Source organism: Amycolatopsis sp. NPDC043885, from assembly GCF_056435685.1.
This window is the reverse complement of the sequence record NZ_JBWKEA010000001.1, coordinates 1,751,312-1,769,484: the sequence shown is the minus strand read 5'-3', so window position 1 is coordinate 1,769,484 and position 18,173 is coordinate 1,751,312. Positions and strand designations below refer to the sequence as shown.

Genomic DNA, 18,173 nt, shown 5'->3' with positions numbered 1-18,173 from the left:
ACCCCTTGCGTCGCGACACTAAGTTGCCAAGTCGTTAGCTCGACCTCGTTAACGACCTCGACCTGGTTAGCGACTTTCTGGTCAACGATTAATCGCAAATCGAATCCGCAGACACGGATAGGTTGCGATCTTCCCGAAGGGTGTGGGTAGCCTTGTCGCAGATGCCAACGGTTAGTAACTTTCCCACGGTGGGCGATACCGAATCCGTAATCGCGGCCGCACCGTCCGAGGCCGTGCCGGCGCAGCCGACACGGGACGCCGACGCGAGCCCGCTCGTCCGGATTCGCTCTCTCCTGCCCGGGCTCGCCCGGGCAGAGCAGCGCGTCGCGAAGGTCGTCCTCGACGACCCCGCGCAGGTCGCGCGGCGCAGCATCACCGAGGTCGCACTGGCTGCGAACACCAGCGAAACCACCGTCACGCGGTTCTGCAAGGCGGTCGGCGTCGGCGGGTATCCGCAGCTCAGGATCGCCTTGGCGGCCGACACCGCCCGGTCCGAGGCGCGGTCGTCCCGCAACCTCGGCGGCGAGATCGGGCCGGAGGACGACCTGGCCGCGGTAATCGGCAAGGTCAGCTTCGCGGACGCCCGCGCCGTGGAGGAGACCGCCGACCAGCTCGACGTCCCGTCGCTACAGCGCGTGATCGACATCGTGGCCGGCGCGGGGCGCGTGGACGTCTACGGCGTGGGCGCGAGCGCGTTCGTCGCCGCGGACCTGCAGCAGAAGCTGCACCGCATCGGGCGGGTCAGCTTCGCCTGGTCGGACACGCACATCATGCTGACCTCGGCCGCCGTGCTGAGCCCCGGCGACGTCGCGATCGGCATCTCCCACACGGGCGCGACCACGGACACCGTCGAGGCGCTGCGGGTGGCCCGTGAGCACGGCGCGATCACCGTCGCCGTGACGAACTTCCCGCGTTCGCCGATCACCGAGGTCGCCGACCACGTGCTGACCACGGCCGCGCGGGAGACGACGTTCCGCTCGGGTGCGACCGCCAGTCGCATCGCGCAGCTGACCGTCATCGACTGCCTGTTCATCGGTGTCGCGCAGCGGCACATGGACGCGTCGGTCAACGCGCTCGACGCGACCAGGGACGCGGTTGGCTCGCACCGTCTGGGCGTCCGGCCCGACGGCAGGCGGCGGCCGCGGGAAACCGGCAAATGAGCGAAAAAGTGAGGCGCATGATGACCGTCCCACGCCAGGTGGTGCACGTCGATTCGCCAACCGAACAGCGCAATCCACGGACGACCGACATCGACCTGATGTCGACCATGGGCATCCTCGGCGCCATCAACGCCGAGGACCGCCGGGTCCCCGAAGCCGTCGCCGCGGTGCTGCCGCAGGTGGCGCGGGCGGTCGACTTCGCCGTGGAAGCGCTGCGGTCGGGGCACCGCGTGCACTACTTCGGGGCCGGCACGTCCGGCAGGCTGGCGACGTTGGACGCGGCGGAGCTCGTGCCGACGTTCAACGTGCCCTCCGATTGGTTCATCGCGCATCACGCGGGCGGCGCACGCGCGCTGCGCCAAGCCGTCGAAGACGCCGAGGACAACGCGAAGGCCGGAGCCGCCGAGGTGGCCGAGTCCGTCGCACCCGGCGACTTCGTGCTCGGGCTGACGGCTTCCGGCCGGACGCCCTACGTCCTCGGCGCGCTGGCCGCGGCCAGCCGTCGCGGTGCCCGCACCGCCTTGGTGTCGGGTAATCCGGCCGCGGTGACGCCGCCGGGTGTCGATGTCCTCATCGCGGTGGACACCGGCCCCGAGGCGATCGCCGGGTCGACGCGGATGAAGGCGGGCACGGCGCAGAAGATCATCCTCACCGCGTTCTCCACCGCGACGATGATCAAGCTCGGCCGCACGTATTCGAACCTGATGGTCAGCATGCGGGCGACCAACGCGAAGCTGCGCGGACGGACCATCAGGATCCTGCGTGAGGCCACCGGTATGAGCATGGCGGACTGCTCCGACGCGCTCACCGAGGCCGACGGCGACCTCAAGGTCGCGCTGGTCCATCTGCTGTCCGGCGAGGACGTCGCGAGTGCGGCGAAGGCGCTGGCGGCCAACGATGGCCACGTACGCAAGGCTCTCGACTCCCTGCGGGTGCGCGCGAGCTGATCGATTGCCCAGTTCCGGCGGACAGACCCGTTCATCCCGACGCCTCGCGCTCACGCGACGCGAACGGGTGTCCGTCGCCGGGATGGCCGGGTTCATCCTGCTGCTCAACGTCATCGGCTGGGGGGTCCTGACGCTTTTCGTGGCGCCGCGCCAATACGAGCTCGGCGCCACGGGCGTGTTCGGGGTCGGCCTCGGTGTCACGGCGTTCGTGCTCGGGATGCGGCACGCGTTCGACGCGGACCACATCGCCGCGATCGACAACACCACTCGCAAGCTGATGGCCGACGGGCAACGGCCGCTTTCGGTCGGTTTCTGGTTCTCCCTCGGCCATTCGACGATCGTGTTCGCCCTGTGCCTGCTGCTGTCGCTCGGCGTGCGAGCGCTGGCCGGCGCCGTCGAGGACGACTCCTCGGCGCTACACGAGGCGACCGGGCTGATCGGAACGTCGGTTTCCGCGGTGTTCCTGTACCTCATCGGGATCATGAACCTGGTGGTGCTGGTCGGCATCGTGAAGGTGTTCCGGCGGATGCGGCGGGGCGAGTTCGACGAAGCGGCGCTGGAGCGGCAACTCGACAACCGCGGCTTCCTGAACCGCCTGCTCCGTGGCGCCACCAAAGCGGTGCGCAAGCCGTGGCACATCTACCCGATCGGCTTGCTGTTCGGCCTCGGCTTCGACACCGCGACCGAGATCAGCCTGCTGGTGCTCGCCGGCGGGGCGGCCGCGTTTTCGCTGCCCTGGTACGCGATCCTGGTGCTGCCGATCCTGTTCGCCGCGGGGATGACGCTGTTCGACACCGCCGATGGCTGCTTCATGAACTACGCGTATGGCTGGGCCTTCGCGAAGCCGGTGCGGAAGATCTACTACAACCTCACCGTGACGGCGCTTTCCGTCGCGGTCGCCTTGCTCATCGGGACGATCGAGGTCATCTCGATCATCACCGAACGCTTCGGCATCACGACCGGACCGCTCGCGGCGATCGGGTCGATGAGCCTCGACTACGTGGGCTACGCGGTCGTAGCGCTCTTCGTGCTTACGTGGCTCTTCGCGCTCCTCGTGTGGCGCTTCGCGCGTATCGAGGAGCGCTGGTCCGTCGAATAGCGGTCTGACCTGCGAAAAGAGAGCAAGGGACCTTTGCTGCCGCTGGGCGCGTCCACGCAGTAGTTAGCATGCCTACGTAAACGAGAGCAAAGGTCCCTTGCTCCCCCCTTTTGATCAGGCGGGCTCGGGCACCCGCGTCCGCGAAGGCACCGAAAGCGCGAAGCCCAGCAGAGCGACGAAGGCGGCAACGGGACCGACCCACCAAACGCCCGCCGAGGACAGGACGACGCCACCCAGCGCGGCGCCGAGTGCACCACCCGCGTAGATCGCGGAACCGTTCAGCCCCAAGGCGACCGTCGGCACGTCGGGCGCCAGCGAGAACAGCCGGTGCTGCTGCGGCACCATCAGCATTCCGCCGAACACACCCGATGCCAGCGCGAGGATCAGCGCGCCGGGCAGGCTCAGCACGGCGACGTCCACCAGCGCCAGGGTCACGACCGTCCCGATGAGCGAGAGAGCGCGGACGCGCGCGGGGCCGAGCGAGTCGGTGGCCCGGCCCGCGAAGGCGTTGCCCGCGATCTGCCCGATCCCGAAACCGACGAGCAGCCACGAGATCATCGCGCCCGCCGCCACCGGAGCGACCAGCACCGGCAAGTAAACGAAGGCCGCGAAGCCCGCGGCGGTACCGAGAACACTCACGCCGAGCACGCGCGCGATCGGTGGCCGTATGACGACGGCGAGCCTGTCGCGCAACGACACCGTCGGCATCCGGACTCCCGGCAGAAGCGGCACAAGCAGCATCACGATCAGCGCCACCGCGCCGATCCCCCACATCACCGCACGCCAGCCGAACCAGTTCCCGGCCAGCACCCCGATCGGCACGCCGAGCACCATCGACACGCTCATCCCGGCGGAGACCGTGGCCAGTGCCCGACCACGGCGCTCGTCCGACGCCAGAGCACCGGCGAGGACATAGGCGTTGGACTGGAACGCGGCGGCGCCGAGGGCGGCCAGCACGCGTGCGACGGCGACCACGGCGAAGGACTCGCCGAGCGCTTGACCGGCCATGCCGATCGTGAAGAGCACCATCCCCGCGCCGAGCACCCAGCGCCGGTCGAGCCGTCCGGTGAAGGCCGCGATGATCGGCGAGGAAACCGCGTAGGTCACCGCGAAGACCGTGGTCAGCTGACCCGCGACGGCTTCGGAGACGCGCAGGTCCGCGGCGATGGTGGGCAGCAGCCCGTTCAGGACGAATCCGTCGGTGCCGACGGTGAACGTCCCGACGGCGAGTACCAGCAGAGCCCCCAGAGCGAGCCGATCATTTGATGATCGTCGAATCGTCATACGCGGTATAGTGGCGTGACTATTCGATGACTGTCAAACAGTTTGGAGTGAAGTGAGCACCACGCTGCCGCAGCCGTCGATCGACGAGATCGAGATCGTGCCGGTGCTCCAGGCGCTCGCGGACCCCGTACGCCTGGAGCTGATCCGCGCACTGCGGAGCAATCCTTCGCCGCGAAGCTGCGCCATCACCGAGTACGACGTCGAGATCAGCGCGCCGACGCTCTCCCATCACTGGAAGGTCTTGCGCGAGGCCGGCCTCACGACCACGTTCGTCGAGGGCCGGACCCGCTGGGTCGAGCTCCGCACCGAGGACGTCCACGCGCGCTTCCCCGGGCTACTGGACGCCGTCCTCGCCTAGGCGCTGTCCTGCAAGCCACGTCCGCGGTCGAACAGACTTACAGGACACCGCCTAGCCCCCACTTCGCCGCGAGTTCCGCCGCGGCGCACACGCCGACGTCGAGCAGATACGGCCCCGCCTGCCCGCATCCGGCTCCCGGCGCGATCGGCTGACCGTGCCCCATCCCGGTGACGGCGTGCGTGTCGACGGCCGCGCCGACGTCGGTCCACTGCTCGGCAAGCTCGCGCATGTTCATCGGAGCCACCGTGTGGTCCGCGGTCCCGTGCCAGACGCTGACCGGCGAACGCGGCCCACTGCTCGCGGCCCGCACCTTGTCGCCCCACTGCTTCGGGGCCAGGTCCTTGCCGGGATTCATGCAGGAGTACGCGTCGATCATCGAAGTCGCGCAGCCATAAGGCAGTCCCGCGACGACACCGCCGCCCGCGAACAGTTCCGGATACGCCGCCAGCAGCACCGAAGTCATCGCGCCACCCGCCGACAGGCCGGTCACGTACGTCCGGCTCCCGGCCGAGAACCGCGCCATCTGCGCGATCGATTCGGCCTCTCCGGATCCTCGCTTGATGTCACCCGCCTGGAACCAGTTGAAGCACTTGCTGAAGTTGTTCGCCGAAACCTGCTGCGGCAGAACGAGTTTGAACCGCAGCTTGTCCGCGAGACCGATCCAGCCGGAGCCACGCGCGTACCCGGCCACGTCCTGGGTGCAGCCGTGCAGCACGACCACCGCCGGACGTCCGGACGGCAGCCCGTCGGGAACGTATTCGAACATCTGCAACGCGCCGGGATTGCTCCCGAACCCGGTGACCGGGCGGATCGCCGCCGCCTGTGCCGGAGCCGGAAAGAGAAGGACCAATGCCGAAACCACCGCGCCGATGAGGAGTTTTCGCATCACCTCAGGCTAAATCCACCGACGCCCGCTTCCCACGTGGAAGACCACCACAGCGGCGGCCCGTTTTGTGTGGTCACACCCGATACCGGCACACGAAGCCGCCGCTTACCGTCGTCCGATGCGGCTCATTCTGGTCCTCGCGATGATGCTGGCCATGGCGACACCCGCCCAGGCGGCGAGCGGTTGCGGGAACGTGCGCGTTCCCGGCGCCGCGACCCAACAACTGTCCTGTTTGGACGATCTGACCACCACCGGCACCCTGGTCACCGGGCACACCGTCCAGTCCGACTGGGCCGGGCTCACCTCCGCCGGTTTCCCCGCGCCCAAGGCGGTTCCCGGCATCCAGATCGACGGCTACTTCCCGGATTCGTCGACGGCCAACACGACGCACGGCTGGAACCACGACGCGCAGTTCGTGCTGCGGCTGCCCGATCGCTGGAACGGTGGCCTGGTGGTCTCGGGGTCCCCCGGTGTGCGACGGCAGTACGCGAACGATCGCGCGATCGGCGACCAGGTCCTCGCCGCCGGCTACGCGTTCGCCGCCACCGACAAGGGCAACACCGGCGCCGGCTTCCACACCGACGGACGCCGCCCCGGTGACGCGCTCGCCGAGTGGAACTCACGGGTCACCCAGCTGACGATCGCCGCGAAGGCCGCCGTTGCGCATCGCTATGGGCGCCTGCCGAGCCGCACCCTCGCGGCCGGGATGTCGAACGGCGGCTATCTCGTCCGCTGGCAGCTCGAGAACCGGCCATGGCTCTACGACGGCGGTATCGACTGGGAGGGCACGCTGTGGCACGAAGACGGCCCGAACCTGTTCACTTTCCTGCCGCCCGCGATCAAGGCCTACCCCGCCTACGCCGCCGGTTCCGCGCAAGCCCATCAGCGGATTCTCGACGCCGGTTTCGCGCCGGGCTCGGAGTTCCTCTGGCCGTACCACAACGACGTCTACTGGGGCCTGACCCAGCGCATCTATCAGGCGGAATTCGATCCGTCGTTCGCCGGAACCGACTACGATTACACCACTCGCCCGCCGTCGGTGCACCGCGCGGTGGAACGGATCTCGCTGACCGGCCGGATCGGCAAACCGCTGATCACCCTGCACGGCACCCTCGACACCCTGCTGCCGATCACCCGCGATTCCGACGTCTACCAGCGGATGATCGCCGACCAGGGCCGTGCCGGACTCCAGCGCTACTACCGGATCGTCGACGGCAACCACGTCGACGGGCTCTACGACGCGCACCCGGACAAGCTGCGGCCCATCGGCCCGTGTTTCCGCACGGCTTTCAGCGCTCTCGAAGGCTGGCTCGACGGCGTCCGCCCGCCCGCTTCGGCGACGATCCCGCGCGCGAGCGGTGACCTGGCGACCACTTGCGCACTAAGCTGATCGGATGGAATTCCAGGACGTCGTACGACGCCGTCGCATGGTCCGGAAGTTCACCGGCGAACCCGTCGCCGAGGCGAGCCTGCAGCGCATTCTGCGCAACGCGCTGAAAGGCCCCTCCGCCGGATTCTCACAGGGACAAGGATTTCTCGTCCTCATCGGCGAAGAACTCGCCAAATTCTGGGAGTTCGGGGCGAGCTGGGCGCCGGAAACCGTCACCACGGCCCCGGTCGCGATCGTGCCGCTTTCGGTCAAGAACGCGTACCTCGACCGCTATGCCAAGCCGGACAAGGGTTTCGCCGAGGGCGACGACTCGTGGTGGCGCGTGCCGTACTGGGATGTCGACACTGGGATGGCGACGATGCTGATCCTCCAGACGGCGGTCGACGAGGGTCTCGGCGCGGTGTTCTTCGGGCTGGCGCCGGAAGGCGTGGAGCGGCTGCACAGCGAGTTCGGCGTGCCGGAGGACCACGACCCGATCGGCGTCGTGGCGCTCGGACACGGTGCGGAATCCGGGCCTTCACCCGGTTCTTCGGCGACCAAGATCGCTCGCCGCGACTTCGACGATGTCATTCGTTTCGGTCATTGGTGAGGCGGTGCAGCCTGAGCGCGAGCTGGAGTTCCAGCGCGCGCTCGGGCGCCTGCCACTGCTCGCCCAGCAGTGACGCGATGCGGTCCAGCCGTTGCACGACGGTGTTGACGTGCACGTGGAGCAGGTCCTTCGCGCGCGTCAAGTTGCCGCCACAGGCGAAATACGCGCGAAGGGTGCCGATCAGATCCGTGCCGCGGCGTTCGTCGTAGTCGAGCACCGGGCCGATCGTGGCGGTCACGTACGCGCCGAGGTCGGCGTGCTCGCCGAGCAGCAGCCCGACGAAACCGAGGTCGGCCATGCTCGCGCCTTCCCCCGCCCGGCCCAGCGCCAGCAGTGACGCGACGCATCGCGCGGCTTCGGCGTGCGCCACGGCCAGCTCCCGCGGTGACGCGGCCGGCCCCGCCGCACCGACCGTGACCGCACAGTCCATTGTGGACGTCAGCTCGGCGGCGACGGACCGGGCGAGCGCCCCGGCGTCCGCACCTCGAATCAGAAGGACCACTTCGTCGGCGTGGACACCGACGAGGTCCGCGTGCCGTGCGGCCGCCGTGGCCAGCCTCCGCCGGGAGACGTCGTCGGCATGCGCGACCAGCACCGCGTGCGGTGCCGACAAATCGACCCCCAGGCGGCGGCCGCGGGCCAGCAGCGCGGCCGGATTGCGGCCCGGCGCGGTGAGCAGGTCCGACAGCAACTCCCCGCGCACCTCGTCCTCGGCGCGCGCGACGGAACGCCGCTGCATCAGCAGGACGGCGGTGACCACGCCCGCCCGCTCGAACAGCCGCCGGTCGGCCTCGCCGAGCGACGGCCCGCCGCCGAGTACCAGACTGCCGAGGAATTCCTGCCCCGCCTGGACCGCGCACAGCCAACCGTCCTCAGTGGACACAGCGCGTCCGCTCGTCCTGGACGCCGAAACCGCCGCACGCGAAAGGCTCAGCTCGCCGTCGGTCCTGGCGAGGACGACGCCGTCGGCGTCATAGACGGCGATCGCGCCGCCGAGCACGTCCGCGACCGCGGCGGCGACCTCGGCCAGGTCACCACCGCGCAGCACGAGATCCATCAGCCGGTCGTGAGCGTCCTCGGCGCGGCGCATCGCGTCGTTGTGCGCGCTGATCGTCGCGTTGGCGGCGTTCAGTTCGGCGACCGCGCGGCGCGTCTCGTCGAGCAGATGCGCGTTGTCCAGCGCGATCGCCGCGTGGTCGGCCAGCGACGACAGCAGCGCGACCTCGTCGGGCGAGAACTCGCGGGTGGTCCGGTCGGAGGCGAACAGCACCCCGATGACCTTGCTGCCGATCGCCAGCGGTACCCCGAGGATCGCGGTCAGGCCCTCGTCGAGCACCCCGGTGTCGATCGAGGCGGTGTGGCGGAACCGCTTGTCGTCGAAGTAGTCCGCCGTCGCGTACGGCCGCGCGGTCTGTGCGACCAGTCCGCCGAGCCCCTCGCCCATGCCCAGCACGATGTCCTGGAACAGCGCGGAGACCGAGCCGTCGGTCACCCGGACGTAGGTCTTGCCTTCGGTCTCGTCGTTGAGGCTGAGATACGAGACGTCCACGCCGAGCAACGCCCGCGCCCGCCGCACGATCGACCGCAGGACGGCGTCCGGATCGTCCAGCCGGGCGAGGTCGCTGGCCGTGTCGAACAGCGCGGCCAGCTCCGCCTCGCGCCGCCTGTGCTCGGCGACGGTGTCCCGGATCCGCAGCGCCAGCTCGGTGGCCTTCGGGTCGACGGGGACGTGCGCCAGCTGCTCGCTGCCCGCCCCGGAGGCGAGCAGTTCGAGCAGCCGGCGCAACTGCGCGGAACCGTCCACAACGGTCATGCTGACACGTGACCGCGCTCCGTGAGAACTTCGGAGTGCAGGGACTCGCCCTTGGTCTCGCGGGCGGCGAGCAGGGCGATCACGGTCAGCACGCACATCGCGACCACGTAGAGCGAGACCGGGATCGTGCTGCCGAACTCCCTGAACAACGCGACCGCGATGAGCGGCGCCACCGCCCCGGCCGCGATCGACGACAACTGACCGCCGACCGAAAGTCCGGTGTAGCGCACCCGCGTCGGGAACTGCTCGGAGAAGAACGCGGCCTGCGGGCCGTACATCGCGCCGTGCAGCACCAGCCCGACGGTCGCCGCGAGAATGATGACGCCCGGGTTCTTCGTGTCGAGCATGGCGAAGAACGCGAAACTCCACACCGCCATGCCGATCGCGCCGAACAGGTACACCGGGCGGCGGCCGATCCGGTCGGAAAGCATGCCCCACAAGGGAATGGTCAGGAAGTGCACGGCCGAACCGATGAGCACCGCGTTGAGTCCCGCCGATTTCGGCAGGCTCAGCCCGGTGGTCACGTAGACGAGGATGAACGCCGTGATCACGTAGTACGAGACGTTCTCCGCCATCCGCGAGCCGATCGTGATCAGCACCGCGCGCCGGCTCTTGCGGAACACCTCGACGACCGGCGCGTGCGTGGTCGCGTTGTTCTCCTGCGCGGCAAGGAAGACCGGTGATTCGCTGACCGCGAGCCGGATCCACAGCCCGATCACCACGAGGACACCGGAAAGCAGGAACGGGATCCGCCAGCCCCAGCTGAGGAACACCTCGTCGGACTGTGTCGCGGCGAGGATCGCCAACACCGCCGTCGCGAGCAGGTTCCCGCCGGGAGCACCGCATTGCGGCCAGGACGCCCAGAATCCGCGTCGCTTGTCGTCGCCGTGTTCGGAGACGATCAGCACCGCGCCACCCCATTCGCCACCGAGCGCGAAACCCTGCACGAGCCGCAGCAGCGTCAGCAGGATCGGTGCCAGGACACCGACGGAGGCATACGTCGGGAGGATGCCCATGGCGCAGGTGGAACCGCCCATCAGCAACAGGCTCAGCACCAGCAGCTTCTTGCGGCCGACGCGGTCACCGAAGTGGCCGAACACCAGCCCGCCGATCGGCCGCGCGAGGAAACCGACGGCGTAGGTCAGGAACGCGAGCAGCGTACCGGTCAGCGGATCGTTGGAGGGGAAGAACAATTTGCCGAACACCAGCGCCGCGGCGGAGGTGTAGAGGAAGAAGTCGTACCACTCGATCGTCGTTCCGATCAGGCTGGCGCTGACGACCTTCGCGATCGAGCCACGGTTCTGGGTGGTCACCGAAGACGTCCTTTCTTGGGGGTTCACGCGGCGGTCCAGCCGCCGTCGAGGGGGATCGAGGTACCGGTGACATGGGCGGCGTGCTCGCCGGACAGCCAGAGCACGCACGCGGCGACGTCGGCGGGTTCGATGAGCCGCTTGATCGCGGAACGGCGCAGGAGGACCTGCTCGATGACGGCGTCGCGTTCGAGGCCGTGTTCCTCGGCCTGCGCCTGGAGCTGGCCGGTGACCAGCGGCGTGCGGACGTAGCCGGGGTTGACGCAGTTGCTGGTCACGCCGTGCTCCGCGCCTTCGAGCGCGGTGACCTTGGAGAGGCCTTCGAGCGCGTGCTTCGCGGTGACGTACGCGGATTTGAACGGGCTCGCGCGGAGGCCGTGGACGCTGGACATGTTGACCACGCGTCCCCAGCCGCGTTCGTACATGTGCGGCAGCGCGCGGCGGATCAACAGGAACGGCGCGGTGACCATGAGCGCCTGGACGCGGGTGAACGTCTCCGGCGGGAACTCGTGGATCGGCGCGATGTGCTGGAAACCGGCGTTGTTGACGAGGATGTCGACCTCGGCCGGGAGCGTCTCGACGGCTTGGGCGTCGGTGAGGTCGACGACGTGCGCGATGCCGTTGACGTCGGCCGCCACCTTCTCGACGGCGTCGTCGATGTCGGCGAGGTGGACCTTGGCCCCCGCCTCGGCGAGCGCTTCGGCGCAGGCCAGGCCGATCCCGCTCGCCGCGCCTGTGACCAGCGCGGACTTACCGGCCAGATCGCTGTGATACGCACCACTCATGCCGGACGACGTTAGGTCGATCCCGGCACTTAGACCATGTGGTCACGCCCTACACCTGCACGAGATCCCGTGTGGGCTCACCCCACTCCCGCATTTCGTCCTCTGAATGCGGTAGTTGGCATCGCGAACTACCGCATTCAGAGGACGAAATGCGGGAAGTCAGCCGGCGGCGTCGGAGATCGACTTCGCCTCACGAGCGCCCGCCTCGAACGCTTCACACGAAAAGAGCAGCCAAGCCCGGACGCCCTCCGGGGTTCCGCCCGCGAACGCCGAAGCGGCTTCGAGGTACTTCGGCACCCGCCGGAAGTACGCGACCTCCGGCACCGTCAGCGCCTTCGGGTCCAGTCCGGTCGCCACCGCCGAAAGCCGCGCCGCCGCCCTCGCGACAACACCGTCCGCGGAGCCGAAAGGCTTGAGTGCCAACAGTTCCCCGTGCACGACGGCGGTCAGCACCGGCCCCGGCACCGACGTCGCACCGGTGACCAGCTGCGCCAGCATCTCCAGCCGCGGCCCGACGTCACCGGACGACCGCGGCCGCCCCAGCGCGTCGAGATCCGTCACCAGATCCGACGCGGCGAGAACGTGCAGACGCGCCAACGCCTGCAACGGCGCGCGCCGCCACGTCGGCAGCAGACCCTCCAGCGCTTCCGCGACCCGCAGCGCGCCCGCCAGCACCGGATCGGTCACTTCACCGGATTCGGGCAGTTCGGGCGCGGCGCCTTCGATCCCGGCCGACGCCCGCGCCGACCGCACGGACGCTTCGGCGGCCGTCGCCGCGCCGCCGCGCAGGTTGGCGGGCAGCCGATGGACGGCGAACACCGCGTCCTGCGCCGATTTCGCGGCCGCGGCGACCCCTTCGAGGTCCAGCAGTGGCTTCAGCGGATCCGTCACGCGTCCAGCACCTGGCCCACGCGCCGCACCACGGGCGCCTGCACCGACCACGGGAAGTTGATCCAGCGGTCCGTGTGCTTCCAGACGTACTCGCATTTGACCTCGGAGCGCGGCTTCTCGTAGACGACCGCGCAGCGCACCTCGGCGACGTGATCGGCGCAGAAGTCGCGGACCAGCTTCAGGGTCGCACCGGTGTCCGCGACGTCGTCGGCGACGAGCACCTTCTTCTTCGTCAGGTCGACGACGTTCGGCACCGGCGGCAGCATGACCGGCAGGTCGAGACGCTGGTCGACGCCGGTGTAGAACTCGACGTTCATCACGTGCAGGTTCTTCACGTCGAGCGCGTAACCGAGCGAGCCGGCGACGAACAGCCCGCCACGCGCGATCGACAGGATGAGGTCCGGCTCGAAGCCGTCGTCGGCGACGGCCTGCGCCAGCTCCCTGCTGGCCGTCCCGAACAACTCCCAGGTGAGCTCTTCCCGCTCCTCGGCCATGCTGCCTCGCCTTCTCGATCGTTCCCGCGAGCATAGGCAACGCCGCAGTGGCCTTCTCGAATGCTTCGAAACTGGCTATCCAGTAAGGCCATTGCCGTCCGTAGCGTCGAGGCCGTGACCGACTGGAACACCCACGCCACCCTGCGCGGCGAACGCGTCCACCTCGAACCGCTCACCCGCGACCACACGAAGGGCCTGTTCGCGGCGGGCTCCGACCCGGCGATCTGGACCTGGCTCAGCCTCCGGCAGCCGCAGGACCTCGCCGCCGCCGAAGCCATGGTCGACGACATCCTCGCCGACACCGACCGCCGCGCCTGGGCCCAGATCGACGCGCGCACCGGCGAAGTCGCGGGCACGACGTCGTTCTACGCGATGAGCGCGCGCCACAAGATCGTTTCCATCGGCCACACCTGGATCGGTTCCGAATGGCAGCGGACCGGACTCAACCGCGAGTCGAAACTCCTGTTGCTGCGCCACGCTTTCGACGACCTCGGCGCGAACCGCGTCTCGTGGGAGACCGACATCCGCAACCTCAAGTCACAGAAGGCGATCGAACGTCTCGGCGCGCAACGGGAAGGGGTGCTGCGAGCGCATCGCGTCCGGCCCGACGGAAGCGTCCGCGACACCGTCGTCTACTCCCTCACCGGACCAGAATGGCCCGCGGTCCGTACCGCTTTGTCCTCAAGCGTGTGAACGCCGCGCGCAACCACGATGCAACCTTTTACTTCGCGTCGTAACGTCGATAGCGTGCCAACGGGCGTGAAGACACGCGAATCACAGGAGGCATCGCACCATGACCGAGCAGTCGCCGGCGCTGGACAATTTGCTCACGGAGAGCAGGACCTTCCCCCCGAGTGAGGCTTTCAGCGCGCAAGCGAATGCCACCGCCGACTTCTACGCCGAAGCCGACGCCGACCGGGAAGCGTTCTGGGCCAAGCAGGCCGAGCGCCTTCACTGGGAAACGAAGTGGTCGCAGGTACTGGACTGGACCAATGCGCCGGTGGCGAAGTGGTTCGTGGGCGGGAAGCTCAACGTCGCGTACAACTGCGTCGACCGCCACGTCGATTCCGGGCACGGCGACCAGGTCGCCATCCACTGGGTCGGCGAGCCCGGCGACAGCCGCGACATCACCTACGCCCAGCTGAAGGACGAGGTTTCCAAGGCCGCGAACGCGCTCGAGTCCCTCGGCCTCAAGGCGGGCGACCGCGTCGCCATCCAGATGCCGATGGTGCCCGAGGCGATCGTCGCGATGCTCGCCTGCGCCCGGATCGGCGTCCTGCACAGTGTCGTCTTCGGTGGTTTTTCCCCGACAGCCCTGCGTTCCCGCGTGGACGACCAGGCGGCGCGGATCGTCATCACCACCGACGGCCAGTACCGTCGCGGCAAGGCCGCCCCGATGAAGGCCAATGTCGACGAAGCGCTCGAAGGCGCCGAATCGGTCGAGAAGGTCATCGTCGTGCGCCGCACTGGCGAAGAGGTGCCGATCACCGAAGGCCGCGACATCTGGTGGCACGAACTGGTCGACGGCCAGTCCGCGGAGCACACGCCGCAGGCGTTCGACTCCGAGCACCCGCTCTTCATCCTCTACACCTCCGGCACCACCGGGAAGCCGAAGGGCATCCTGCACACCTCCGGCGGCTACCTGACCCAGGCCGCGTACACGCACCACAACGTCTTCGACCACAAGGCAGGCGAAGACGTCTACTGGTGCACCGCCGACATCGGCTGGATCACCGGGCACACGTACATCGTGTACGGGCCGCTGGCGAACCGGACGACGCAGGTCGTCTACGAAGGCACGCCGAACACCCCGCACGAGGGCCGCCACTGGGAGATCGTCCAGCAGCACAAGGTCTCCATCTACTACACCGCGCCCACGCTGATCCGCACGTTCATGAAGTGGGGCAACGAGATCCCGCAGAAGTACGACCTCTCCTCGCTGCGCGTGCTCGGCAGCGTCGGCGAACCGATCAACCCCGAAGCGTGGATCTGGTACCGCGAGAACATCGGCGCGAACTCGGCGCCGATCGTGGACACCTGGTGGCAGACCGAGACCGGCGGGATCATGATCTCGCCGCTGCCGGGCGTCACCGCCACGAAGCCGGGTTCCGCGCAGAAGGCGCTGCCGGGCATCTCGGCGAAGGTCGTCGACGACCAGGGCGTCGAGGTCGGCAAGGGCGGCGGCGGATACCTGGTGCTCGACAAGCCGTGGCCGGGCATGCTGCGCGGCATCTGGGGCGACGAGCAGCGGTTCCGCGAGACTTACTGGTCCCGCTTCGCCGACCAGGGCTACTACTTCGCCGGCGACGGCGCGAAGTACGACGCCGACGGCGACGTCTGGCTGCTGGGCCGGGTCGACGACGTGATGAACGTGTCCGGGCACCGCATCTCGACCACCGAGGTCGAGTCGGCGCTGGTCTCGCACCCGACGGTCGCCGAGGCCGCCGTCGTCGGCGCGACCGACCCGACCACCGGGCAGGGCATCGTCGCCTTCGTCATCCTGCGCGGCAACGCGGTGGATGGCGGCGATGAGGCCGTCCAAGAGCTGCGTAACCACGTCGCCAAGGAGATCGGGCCGATCGCGAAGCCGCGGCAGATCCTGGTCGTGCAGGAGCTACCGAAGACGCGCTCCGGCAAGATCATGCGCCGCCTGCTGCGTGACGTCGCGGAGAACCGCCAGGTCGGCGACGTGACCACGCTGGCCGACTCGTCGGTGATGGACCTGATCTCTTCGGGCCTGAAGTCCGGCAAGTCCGAGGAGTAGCCACTCCCGCACGCGCCATGAAAGGTCCTTTCCTTGCAAAATTTGCGAGGAAAGGACCTTTCCTCGCACGCGACACGCCTACCACACCCCGGTTCGCGTCACTCGAACGCCTGTTCTAGGATGTGCCGGGTACCACCCCATACCCGGGCAAGGAGACGACACCGACGATGACCGTGGATGCCTTGACACGCACTGACGCCGTGTCCGAAGAAGCGGCTACCGAAGCGCCCGTCGACTCGACGCCGCAGGCGGAGACGGCCGAAGCCCCGGCGGAGGCGAAGACCGAGACTCCGGAAACCCCGGAGACCCCCACCGACGAAAACACGGTGGAGTCCCCCAAGCCCAAGCGTGGCCGGCCGAAGGTCGCCACGACGGCGAAGAAGACCCGCACCGTCGAGCTGACCCTCACGGTCACCGGCACCGCCGACGGCGAGTGGCAGGCCGAGCTCAAGAACGGCAGCAAGTGGGTCACGAAGGGCCTGGAGATCCCGGCCGCGGCCGTGTCCCGCGCCGCCAAGGAACTGCACGCCGACCTGTCGGGCCCGATCGACGAGGTCATCAACGCCGCCCGCGAGCTGCAGGCCGCGAAGGTCGCCCAGCTCGAAGCCGAGCTGGAGAAGGCGAAGCTGGCGCTGGCCGAGCTGGACGCGTAAGACTTTCCTCCCGACCGGGGCGGACGCTGGAAATCAGTGTCCGCCCCGGTTTTTCATTCCGCGATCGGTGCCCGCGTGGGCAGCGGCGTCTTGAATTCGACCCACTGACTGTCCACAATGGCCTCGACGCTGTGCTGGACGCCGCGCGGGTGGACGATCGTGCCGCCCGCTTCGAGGGTCACTTCCCGGCCGCCGAGCGTGCCGCGCAGCGAACCCGAAACCAGGTACACGATGCTGTCGTGATCGTGGCTGTGCACGGGAGAAGCGACGCCCGCCGGGCAGGCGATCTCGTACGCCAGCCCGCCTTCCGCCGTGGCGAGCGTGCGGAACCTGCCCTGTCCGCCGATCAGCGGCAGACCCTCCACTGTGGACATGGTCGTCCAGGTCATCGCACGGGCTCCATGGCAGCCGCCTCCTCGCGGTCCGGGTCACGGGCGAGCACGACACCGATGATGGTCACCACCGCCGTCACGAGCAAGTAGCCTCCGATCGCGAGCCAGGTGTCGAAACCGGCCAGCAGCGCCGTGAACAGCAGCGGCGCGGGAGCCCCGCCGATCACGCCCGCCAGGGTGTACGCCAGCGAGCTGCCGGTGTAACGCAGGCGCGGCGAGAACTGCTCGGTGACGAGCGCGGCCTGCGGCCCGTAGAGCGCCGCGTGGATGACGAGCGCGAGCACGATCCCGATCGCCAGCATGAGGAACGAACCGCCGCTGACCATCGGGAAGAACACGAACGGCCAGATCCCGGCGGCGATGGTCGCGATCAGGTACATCTTGCGCCGCGAGACGCGGTCCGAGAGCGCGCCGAACAGCGGCATCAGCACCAGCTGGAACGCCGAACCGATCATCACCGCGGCCAGGCCGGCGCCGCGCGAGAGATCGGTGTGCGTGGTGACGTACGTGAGGACGAAGACGGTGAACAGCGCGTACAACACGTCCGGACAGACACGGATCAGCACGGCCGCGACCAGCGCGCGGCGTTCGGTGCGGAAGACCTCGGAGATCGGCGCCGACGGACGTTCGCCGCGCTCCTGGATCTGCTTGAAGACCGGGGTCTCCTCCAGCTTGAGCCGGATCCACAGGCCGAACCCGACCAGCGCGCCGGAGAGCAGGAACGCGATCCGCCAGCCCCAGCTGTTGAACTGGTCCTCGGTGAGCAGTCCGGCCAGCACGGCGAGGACGCCGTTGGCGAGCAGGTTGCCCGCGGGCGGGCCGATCTGGGCGGCGGAGGCCCAGAAACCGCGTTTGTTCGGATCGCCGAACTCACTCGAGAGCAGGACGGCGCCACCCCACTCGCCGCCGATGCCGACACCCTGCGCGAACCGCAGCGCCACGAGCAGCACCGCCGCGAAGCCGCCGATGGTCTCGTAAGTGGGCAGGACACCGATGAGGAACGTCGCCACCCCGGTGAGCACGAGCGTCATGACCAGGATGCGCTTGCGGCCGAGCACGTCGCCGAGGCGGCCGAACAGGAACCCGCCGAGCGGCCGGGCGAGGTAGCCGACGGCGTAGGTGGAGAACGCCGCCATCGTGCTCGCGAGCTGGTCTTCCGAGGGGAAGAAGAGATTCCCGAAGATCGTCGCGGCCGCCACCGAGTAGGCCGCGAAGTCGTACCACTCGAGCGCTGTTCCCGAGAGGCTGGCCGCGAAGGCCTTGTGCAACGAACGCCGGTCACCGGCTGGTGAGGTCATGTCCACATCCGTCCGTAGGAGATCCGCAACCCCGCCGGGAGGGGTTGAATTGCGGATATA

The 18,173-nt window shown here is 68.8% G+C and carries 18 protein-coding genes; 9 read left to right on the top strand and 9 right to left on the bottom strand.

The genetic code is table 11. The features are described 5' to 3' along the window. The first annotated feature begins 161 nt into the window (after positions 1-161). From AC069I_RS08920 to nicT, 3 genes are read left to right on the top strand one after another with little or no spacing between them, the layout of a single operon-like run. Positions 162-1,160, top strand: a complete 999-nt coding sequence (locus AC069I_RS08920) for a MurR/RpiR family transcriptional regulator (RefSeq protein WP_026467087.1) — start codon at positions 162-164, stop codon at positions 1,158-1,160. A 17-nt stretch (positions 1,161-1,177) separates the two neighbouring features. Further along, entirely contained in the window at positions 1,178-2,107 is a 930-nt protein-coding gene (locus tag AC069I_RS08915) for an N-acetylmuramic acid 6-phosphate etherase (RefSeq protein WP_465435033.1), read from the top strand. Next, on the top strand, positions 2,058-3,206 hold the full coding sequence (gene nicT / locus AC069I_RS08910) for a Nickel transporter NicT (protein ID WP_478265099.1): 1,149 nt from the start codon (positions 2,058-2,060) through the stop codon (positions 3,204-3,206). Before AC069I_RS08915 ends, nicT begins: the two co-directional genes overlap by 50 nt. A gap of 114 nt (positions 3,207-3,320) precedes the next feature. Here the strand turns inward: nicT and AC069I_RS08905 are convergent, their stop codons facing one another. After that, positions 3,321-4,490: an MFS transporter gene (locus tag AC069I_RS08905; protein ID WP_478265098.1), complete on the bottom strand. Its 1,170-nt coding sequence runs from the start codon at positions 4,488-4,490 to the stop codon at positions 3,321-3,323. A gap of 52 nt (positions 4,491-4,542) precedes the next feature. On the opposite strand from AC069I_RS08905, the gene AC069I_RS08900 reads away from it, so the two are divergent. Continuing rightward, positions 4,543-4,848, top strand: coding sequence for an ArsR/SmtB family transcription factor (locus AC069I_RS08900; protein WP_340685309.1), 306 nt, complete (start codon positions 4,543-4,545; stop codon positions 4,846-4,848). A 37-nt stretch (positions 4,849-4,885) separates the two neighbouring features. Here AC069I_RS08900 and AC069I_RS08895 read toward each other — a convergent pair whose 3' ends face one another. Further along, the gene (locus AC069I_RS08895) at positions 4,886-5,734 is read right to left on the bottom strand and encodes an extracellular catalytic domain type 1 short-chain-length polyhydroxyalkanoate depolymerase (protein ID WP_478265097.1); all 849 of its coding nucleotides are present in this window, start codon (positions 5,732-5,734) and stop codon (positions 4,886-4,888) included. Between the two features lie 118 nt (positions 5,735-5,852). On the opposite strand from AC069I_RS08895, the gene AC069I_RS08890 reads away from it, so the two are divergent. Both AC069I_RS08890 and AC069I_RS08885 read left to right on the top strand, forming a co-directional pair. Next, complete coding sequence (locus AC069I_RS08890; RefSeq protein ID WP_478224373.1) at positions 5,853-7,124, top strand: tannase/feruloyl esterase family alpha/beta hydrolase; 1,272 nt, start codon at positions 5,853-5,855, stop codon at positions 7,122-7,124. A 4-nt stretch (positions 7,125-7,128) separates the two neighbouring features. Continuing rightward, entirely contained in the window at positions 7,129-7,713 is a 585-nt protein-coding gene (locus tag AC069I_RS08885; RefSeq protein WP_478224372.1) for a nitroreductase family protein, read from the top strand. Here the strand turns inward: AC069I_RS08885 and AC069I_RS08880 are convergent. The 5 genes from AC069I_RS08880 to AC069I_RS08860 all read right to left on the bottom strand — a co-directional run bounded on the left by AC069I_RS08880 (position 7,691) and on the right by AC069I_RS08860 (position 13,006). Continuing rightward, a complete protein-coding gene (locus AC069I_RS08880) occupies positions 7,691-9,526 on the bottom strand; it encodes a helix-turn-helix domain-containing protein (protein WP_478224371.1) in 1,836 nt (611 codons plus the stop codon). The genes AC069I_RS08885 and AC069I_RS08880 overlap by 23 nt on opposite strands. Continuing rightward, the gene (locus tag AC069I_RS08875; protein WP_478234210.1) at positions 9,523-10,839 is read right to left on the bottom strand and encodes an MFS transporter; all 1,317 of its coding nucleotides are present in this window, start codon (positions 10,837-10,839) and stop codon (positions 9,523-9,525) included. The genes AC069I_RS08880 and AC069I_RS08875 overlap by 4 nt, the downstream gene beginning before the upstream one ends. A 23-nt stretch (positions 10,840-10,862) precedes the next feature. After that, positions 10,863-11,621 (bottom strand): 3-hydroxybutyrate dehydrogenase, encoded by a 759-nt coding sequence (locus tag AC069I_RS08870; protein ID WP_478224369.1) that lies wholly within the window; start codon positions 11,619-11,621, stop codon positions 10,863-10,865. Between the two features lie 159 nt (positions 11,622-11,780). Beyond that, entirely contained in the window at positions 11,781-12,512 is a 732-nt protein-coding gene (locus tag AC069I_RS08865; protein WP_340685302.1) for a Fic family protein, read from the bottom strand. Further along, on the bottom strand, positions 12,509-13,006 hold the full coding sequence (locus AC069I_RS08860) for a phosphoribosyltransferase (protein WP_478234211.1): 498 nt from the start codon (positions 13,004-13,006) through the stop codon (positions 12,509-12,511). Before AC069I_RS08860 ends, AC069I_RS08865 begins: the two co-directional genes overlap by 4 nt. Before the next feature lie 114 nt (positions 13,007-13,120). On the opposite strand from AC069I_RS08860, the gene AC069I_RS08855 reads away from it, so the two are divergent. From AC069I_RS08855 to AC069I_RS08845, 3 genes are all read left to right on the top strand, one after another. Beyond that, positions 13,121-13,699: a GNAT family N-acetyltransferase gene (locus tag AC069I_RS08855; RefSeq protein WP_478224368.1), complete on the top strand. Its 579-nt coding sequence runs from the start codon at positions 13,121-13,123 to the stop codon at positions 13,697-13,699. Between the two features lie 100 nt (positions 13,700-13,799). Next, positions 13,800-15,770, top strand: a complete 1,971-nt coding sequence (gene acs, locus AC069I_RS08850; RefSeq protein WP_478265096.1) for an acetate--CoA ligase — start codon at positions 13,800-13,802, stop codon at positions 15,768-15,770. Positions 15,771-15,937: 167 nt separating this feature from the next. After that, a complete protein-coding gene (locus AC069I_RS08845) occupies positions 15,938-16,423 on the top strand; it encodes a DUF6319 family protein (RefSeq protein ID WP_478265095.1) in 486 nt (161 codons plus the stop codon). 53 nt (positions 16,424-16,476) lie between these two features. On the opposite strand, the gene AC069I_RS08840 is transcribed toward AC069I_RS08845, so the two are convergent. Together AC069I_RS08840 and AC069I_RS08835 are read right to left on the bottom strand one after the other, a co-directional pair. After that, positions 16,477-16,812: a cupin domain-containing protein gene (locus AC069I_RS08840; RefSeq protein ID WP_478265094.1), complete on the bottom strand. Its 336-nt coding sequence runs from the start codon at positions 16,810-16,812 to the stop codon at positions 16,477-16,479. Beyond that, positions 16,809-18,113 (bottom strand): MFS transporter, encoded by a 1,305-nt coding sequence (locus AC069I_RS08835; RefSeq protein ID WP_478224364.1) that lies wholly within the window; start codon positions 18,111-18,113, stop codon positions 16,809-16,811. Before AC069I_RS08835 ends, AC069I_RS08840 begins: the two co-directional genes overlap by 4 nt. Positions 18,114-18,173 lie beyond the last annotated feature (60 nt).

Coding starts and splice junctions, on each gene's coding strand:
- AC069I_RS08920 (WP_026467087.1), top strand. CDS start 162: ATGCCAACGGTTAGTAACTTTCCCACGGTGGGCGATACCGAATCCGTA.
- AC069I_RS08915 (WP_465435033.1), top strand. CDS start 1,178: ATGATGACCGTCCCACGCCAGGTGGTGCACGTCGATTCGCCAACCGAA.
- nicT (WP_478265099.1), top strand. CDS start 2,058: ATGGCCACGTACGCAAGGCTCTCGACTCCCTGCGGGTGCGCGCGAGCT.
- AC069I_RS08905 (WP_478265098.1), bottom strand. CDS start 4,490: ATGACGATTCGACGATCATCAAATGATCGGCTCGCTCTGGGGGCTCTG.
- AC069I_RS08895 (WP_478265097.1), bottom strand. CDS start 5,734: ATGCGAAAACTCCTCATCGGCGCGGTGGTTTCGGCATTGGTCCTTCTC.
- AC069I_RS08890 (WP_478224373.1), top strand. CDS start 5,853: ATGCGGCTCATTCTGGTCCTCGCGATGATGCTGGCCATGGCGACACCC.
- AC069I_RS08885 (WP_478224372.1), top strand. CDS start 7,129: ATGGAATTCCAGGACGTCGTACGACGCCGTCGCATGGTCCGGAAGTTC.
- AC069I_RS08880 (WP_478224371.1), bottom strand. CDS start 9,526: ATGACCGTTGTGGACGGTTCCGCGCAGTTGCGCCGGCTGCTCGAACTG.
- AC069I_RS08870 (WP_478224369.1), bottom strand. CDS start 11,621: ATGAGTGGTGCGTATCACAGCGATCTGGCCGGTAAGTCCGCGCTGGTC.
- AC069I_RS08860 (WP_478234211.1), bottom strand. CDS start 13,006: ATGGCCGAGGAGCGGGAAGAGCTCACCTGGGAGTTGTTCGGGACGGCC.
- acs (WP_478265096.1), top strand. CDS start 13,800: ATGACCGAGCAGTCGCCGGCGCTGGACAATTTGCTCACGGAGAGCAGG.
- AC069I_RS08845 (WP_478265095.1), top strand. CDS start 15,938: ATGACCGTGGATGCCTTGACACGCACTGACGCCGTGTCCGAAGAAGCG.
- AC069I_RS08840 (WP_478265094.1), bottom strand. CDS start 16,812: ATGACCTGGACGACCATGTCCACAGTGGAGGGTCTGCCGCTGATCGGC.
- AC069I_RS08835 (WP_478224364.1), bottom strand. CDS start 18,113: ATGACCTCACCAGCCGGTGACCGGCGTTCGTTGCACAAGGCCTTCGCG.